4 protein-coding genes are annotated in these 6,000 nt (G+C 62.6%); 3 read left to right on the forward strand and 1 reads right to left on the reverse strand.

The window, feature by feature from the left end; all coding sequences use genetic code 11:
* Positions 1-31: 31 nt before the first annotated feature.
* From Aco03nite_RS47120 to Aco03nite_RS47130, 3 genes are all read left to right on the forward strand, one after another.
* A complete protein-coding gene (locus Aco03nite_RS47120) occupies positions 32-2,398 on the forward strand; it encodes a phospholipase D-like domain-containing protein (RefSeq protein WP_203808704.1) in 2,367 nt (788 codons plus the stop codon).
* Positions 2,399-2,486: 88 nt separating this feature from the next.
* A complete protein-coding gene (locus Aco03nite_RS47125) occupies positions 2,487-2,978 on the forward strand; it encodes a helix-turn-helix domain-containing protein (protein ID WP_239146008.1) in 492 nt (163 codons plus the stop codon).
* Between the two features lie 427 nt (positions 2,979-3,405).
* A complete protein-coding gene (locus Aco03nite_RS47130) occupies positions 3,406-4,587 on the forward strand; it encodes a hypothetical protein (protein WP_203808708.1) in 1,182 nt (393 codons plus the stop codon).
* Between the two features lie 116 nt (positions 4,588-4,703).
* Here the strand turns inward: Aco03nite_RS47130 and Aco03nite_RS47135 are convergent.
* A partial coding sequence (locus tag Aco03nite_RS47135) for a hypothetical protein (protein ID WP_203808710.1) occupies positions 4,704-6,000 on the reverse strand: 1,297 nt, incomplete at its 5' end.

Consider the following 6,000-nt stretch of genomic DNA (forward strand, 5'->3'; position numbering starts at 1 on the left):
GGCCCGCGCCGCGGGAGCCCGGGTCACCGTCGTGCACGACCTGGCCGCTGACCTGGTGCCCGCGGCCGATGTACATCACGCCGGCGTTCACTACACCGATGTCCCGGTACGATGCCGCGGCAACGGCGAGTTCCACCCCAAGCTCGTCGTCATCGCCGGGCCGGAACGCGCGATCGTCTCGATCGGCTCGGGCAACGTCACCGCGAGCGGATGGCACCACAACGGTGAGCTTTGGACGACCCTGGCCGCGGACTCCGGTGAGTGGCCAGACACGTTCCACGAACTGGCTGACTGGCTGCTGGAGCTACCACGATTTCTCTACATCGACAGGTTCGGTGCAGGGCGGATCGCGGCGGCCGCCGCCACGCTGACCCGTCACCCAGCGCGAAGTACGGGGCCACGACTGGTACACAACCTGCACACCCCGATCACCGAACAGCTTCCCGCCCCTACCGGGCAGGTGACGGACCTACTGTTCGCGAGCCCGTTCGTGGACCGCCAGGCGGCTGCACTTCGTCGGCTCAGTACGCACTTCGCTGCCGAACAGATCACCTTCGCCGTCACCGCCAATGCCACTGCGGATCCCGACGTGATGGTCACCTGGGCGGACGAGGGTGGCGCCGACCTGTACGCCATCGCCGACACCCGCTACTACCACGGCAAACTCGTCCAATGGAGCGATGGCGACGGGACACATGCACTGGTCGGCAGCGCCAACACCACCGCCGCCGCCATGCTCCGGACCACCGGCGACAAACACGGCAACTGCGAACTCGCCCTGCTGTGCCAGATCGGCGACGGGGACCTGGCACCCCCGCTCGGCGAGTCCCTCGATGACGCTGATGCCGTCCGCAAAATAGTCGCCGAACCACAACCCGAGACAGCCCGGGATCCAGAAACACCACGACTACTCCGCGCGATCCTCGACGGATCCGGTGTGCTCGTCACCGTCGTGGCCGACAGCCCAGGAGCCATCCGCGACCTGCTGCTCGAGAACCAGGAGCCCCACGCACTGACGCTGACCGGCAGCGACGAGCGTGTACACCGGTTACGAGCCGAGGTCACCGATACCGGTGGCTCCCTGTGTCACGTCGCACTGAACGACGGCAGCATGATCGGCCCGGTAAGAGTCACCGACCCGATCGCCGTCGTCATCCGCCCCGGCACGGTCAGCCCACTTGAGGACCACCACCTGACCGATGTTCTCGGGGACCGGCGGCTAAGCGAGCGGCTGTTCGAAGCCTTGAAGAAACTCGCCGCAGTTCGACCCACCGCACCGGACGCATCCCGCGCCGGAACGGGGCAGGAGTCAGGCGAATGGCGCCAGGCCGCCGAACGTACGGTCGGGTCCGCTCTCGTACGCCTTGCTCTCGGCTACGCCGCCATCACCGGTACTGCTGAGGGCTCAGACGAAGGCTTCGACGCCGGCGACGTCGTCGATGAGACCGACAACGACGACGATGGCATCGACCTGTTCGACGACGAGGACGAACACGACACGGGACTCGGCGACCCACTTACCGCCTCCGGTGATCCCGTGACCGGATTTCTCACCGATCCCGTCACCGCGGCCAGGCTCGCCCGCAGAATCGACACGCTCCTACCGCAGACACCTGAGTGGCACACCGGAGCCCTACTGGCTCTGCTGCGTGTCGCCTTCCTCGTGGCCGCTGGCGGTGGATGGCCCACACTCGACCAGTTCGTCTCCGTACTGCTCCGCGTCGCCGAGGCAACACCAGAGGATGACGACGTAAAGGAGGCACGCAACGCGGCCGTCCTGGTCGGGCTCGCAATTCTCGCCAGCGAGGTCACCGGTTGGGACGACACCACCGACGCTATAGTCGATGCCTTCGAACGGTGCCAGGCCCTCGCTGCGGTCGACCCAGCCGACATCGACAACGAGCGGGTCACCCACTACTGCGCAGACCTTCACATCGGGTTCGGCGTCACCCTCACCGCCGACTCGCTGATCGACGCCAGCCCGTACCTGCTGACTTCCAGTCTTGTCGAACGGGCCATCGAGTCGATCGGCACGGAGTACCGCGACCTCACGCTCGCCGCACCCCGACTGCTGCGCATCCGCTCCGGCGGCAACCCCTACGGAGCGGCCATGCGGCTCCTGACCCGCGTCGCCCATCTGGCACCGGTCGCCGTCTACGCCACCAGTACGAGAGGCCAGGTCTACGCCGTATGGCAGCCCAAGATTCTCACCCTTCAGCGATACGCCGCGAACGGCAACCCGATCACCGGCAGCCGCCACCGACTCGCTGTCGGGCCAGGAGCCCACATCGAAGCGTCACCACCCGGGACCTTCGAAACCTGGCGCGGGTCGTTGCCTGCGGACCTGGCGGACCAGTTGCGGCAGGCGAATCTCCTGTCTCATGCCACCCCGGCATGAGGTGCCGATCCCCCGCTCTCCTTTCGACTGTTACAACATTGAGGGACATCATCTCGCTACCGACACTTCCGCATGCAAGATTGGAGCGGTGGGCAGCAACGAGGTTGACCAGGCAATTCAGCGGCTGTCTGAAGCTGCATCGTCGCTCACCCTCGACCAACGCCTGCGAATCGCCGCGCTGTTAGCCAAGCCAGCTGTAGCGGCACAAAACAATCCACTCCAAGACGCCGCATCCAGCCAAGCCACGCTCGACGCCCTCCTGCTCACCGTCGAAGAAGCAGCCGAACTGCTGAAGATCGGCCGCACCACCGTCTACGACCTCATGAAAACCGGCCAATTGAACAGCACCATGATCGGACGACTCCGACGGCTCCGCTACATCGATCTGCCGCATACCTCGACGAGATCAGCCCGAACGGCCCACGCTGAAGCGCCACCCCTCCCGCCAAGATCAATACCAGATCAGCTCACGAGAACCGAGGCAGCACCGCCGATCGGGCGTCACATGACCTGCCTGAATTACGCTGCCATGATCGTCTCACTGCTCCGCCGATCCTCCGCCACGCCCAGGTCGGCGTAATACTGGGCCCTGATCAACGGCCGCTTCCACGTAACGGCCGCAATCGACCACGCGACCCACCGGATCCGGATCACCGCGCACCCGGCTGCCACCTGAATGATTCCGAGCGGCCGCAACCCGGCAACGGGCTCCGAGAACTCCGGCTTCCCGGTCAAGTACCCGCTCCTGCTCATCAGTGCTGGGTACAAGATCGTAAGCGGAGAGCGCCCAGTTCGCCCCGGCCCACGCAGTCGATCAGCTTCCGAAGTGCTGCCACGATCGGCGCCGGGTCATCCCTGTCGTGATGTCCATCCTCCGCCGAACCCCTCCCCGGATGCGATCCGCACCGCTGCATCGACCGGAAGGCATCAATACGGCTTTCCGCGCTTGATGACATTTATGCGACTAGTTGTTCACAAGTGACCTGCTGACATGATAATTCACTACGGTGGATTGGCCTCGAATCGCACTTGCCTTTGCGCTGCCCAGCATCATCGCGCTAGCAACCTTCATAGTACTAGCTGTTCAGATTCTCCTGCTACTGTTCTTTGAAACCCGGATAGCTTCGGCAGTGTTGGACAAAAAGCCGCTCGATTTCATCCTGGCAATGTTTGCGGTCAGCCTTTCTAGTCAGTACGTTCGCGAAATAGCCGGGCCATTACTTGCAGCCTTCTATCCGGAAGATGCGCGGGAGTCAACCGAGCAGTCCTTTGTCTTCGGCATTGCCGCGGTCAGCATATTTCACAGCCTAGTGGCGTTTCATTACAGCATCTCGCGTGTGACTGCATTCAAGAGGAGAAGCCTATTAGTGTTTCCGGAGGAGGTGTACGAAAAGGACCCCGCCACAGTGAGGCAGTTATGGATTAAGATCTTCTGTCTAATCGGCCTAACTTCGATGGTTTTAGCTGCGGTATTTCATTCCTCCATGTACTCTCTAACGGGTTTGCACGCCTGGTCGGCGAACGCCAACGTTACGGTGCTTTACTTACTAGGGATGGCAGTGGTGGCATACTGTATGCAGCCCATCCGGGAGGCGATTCTTCGTTTTCCGTCGAGCCTCGTTTTGATAGCCAAGATCAACCAAATCATTGCCCAGAACGCAAAGCCCATCGAGGTCCGCCGTTCGCTGTCGACGAGGAAGTCGGACCCGATCAGTTGGGCAAGGAAGGAACTTCTTCACGTTTCGCGGATGCTCGAACGCCTTGCCAGGCAGGAAGATTCGGTGTCTGGCCCCGATGCACCGCATCCTATTGCGGCAATCTACCGGGCCACGGCAGACGAAGTCCGCCAGTATTGCAGCTCCCCCAAGTCTATCGAGGGGGCAATCCCCGCGACGCTGATCACGACACTGAAGATGACACAAGGATTCATGATCACTGGCGATGCTACGTGGCGAAAACAGCTTATTAAGAGACTGCAGGTATTCGATGAAGATGGTGCACCTCGGACCCTAAAAACCGCCCCGGCGGCCGGAACCACACTGCGAACAGCCACATCGGGAGCAAGGCTGCTGGACCGTAGCCTCGTCTGGCTACAGAGCCGATGGGCAGCTATCCTAGCGGTTATCGCGATAATTGCCTTTGCGTTTGGGGCCATCGATATCGAAACGCTCCTAGGCGTCTCCGCATAAAGAGCGGCGCCCCAGCATTGCACTGGGCACCTCTCACATCATCAGATGCTTACGATGAAATCTGGCGGGTAAATCCGATCCGGCTTTCCCGTAAATCCAGCGAACCCAGCCCTCTGCTATGCTTCCAATTCCCGCTGGACTTGGATCGCTTCAAGTGAGCCGCGTGCTGCCAGGTCATCTACGAGCTGGCGGAGGACGGCCCGGTGAGCATCGAGACCGTGGGGCCGTTCCACGAGCACGAGGTGCAGCCACCCTATGGCGTATTGGCTATCGCGCAGGATTCGGGCAGGCTCGTCACCGAGCATCCGAAGGATCAGCCCAACGCCTTCCGGTGAGATCATATGGCCAAACGACGCTAAGCACAGAGTGAGCCGTTCACACAGACTAGGCTGTGGGGCGTAGGCGTCCATCCACCGCTGCAAGATCTTCCCGAAGGCCAGGCCGGACCAGGGCGCAGCATCGGGTCGTTTGGGTAGAAGCGCCTTATCGAGTTCGACCATGTCTCGCCATCGCGGTCGCTTGTCATCTGGACCGGACACGTGCCTGGCTCCGGGCAGTAGATGGTCGAGGATGGTAGGCCAGATTTCGAACAATCGCTGAGCCTGCTCCGGCGAGATAGCACGGTCTGCCAGGGCTGTCAGGAGGCCGGCTAGCTGCTCGGGCACGGCAGCGAACGCATCCAGGTATCCATCCAGCGACTCGTCGTCGCCTGCCAGGACCTGATTCGCGACCCAAGCGTCTAACTCTCTTCGCCAAGCTCCTGAACCGTGGTAACTGTGGCGGGCCCATTTCGCCGGCCAGGCCCGCAGGTCGTACTCGATAAGTATGCCAAGCGTGGCCCGTGCCACCTGCCCGTGTTCGCAGTCGGAGGCGGACGCCGTCTTGAGGCTAGGAAGCGCGTTGACGGCCATCGCCACGTCGAAGCGGAGGTCGGGTTGCCGGAGCGACGCGTCAAGCGGTTCCGCGAGCCGGACATGGGGACGTTCCTGCCCGTTCCATGGTTCAAGCCCAGCGCCCAAGAGCAATTCGCGGTATACCGTCGTTGCCGTGGCGTGGTTGGCTTGATGCGCCTCGTCTCCTTCGCAGTCCTTGCCCCATACGGCCGCCAGACTGGCCGTCAGGCGTTGGTGCACCTCCGTAGAGGTGCTCGTGGCCAACGATTCGATGGCCACGGCAACATCAGGGCGTGCAACACCGCTCAACGCCCCAAGGTCGCCATCGAGTAGGACCATGGGCAGCGCCGTAGCCGCTGAACGGTCAGCGCCCATGTTCCAGCTCATATCACGGTCGGATCGGTAGCTCTCCGGCTCCGGCTCCGTCACGTTGGTGAAGCTCGTGAGCACCGAGACGGCCTCGGGAAGGAGCGCCCGGGCATCCTCTTCACCGGCTGCCGCACGCACCACGACCGCAGCT

Origin of the sequence: Actinoplanes couchii, from assembly GCF_016862075.1 — a bacterium.
GTDB lineage: Bacteria > Actinomycetota > Actinomycetes > Mycobacteriales > Micromonosporaceae > Actinoplanes > Actinoplanes couchii.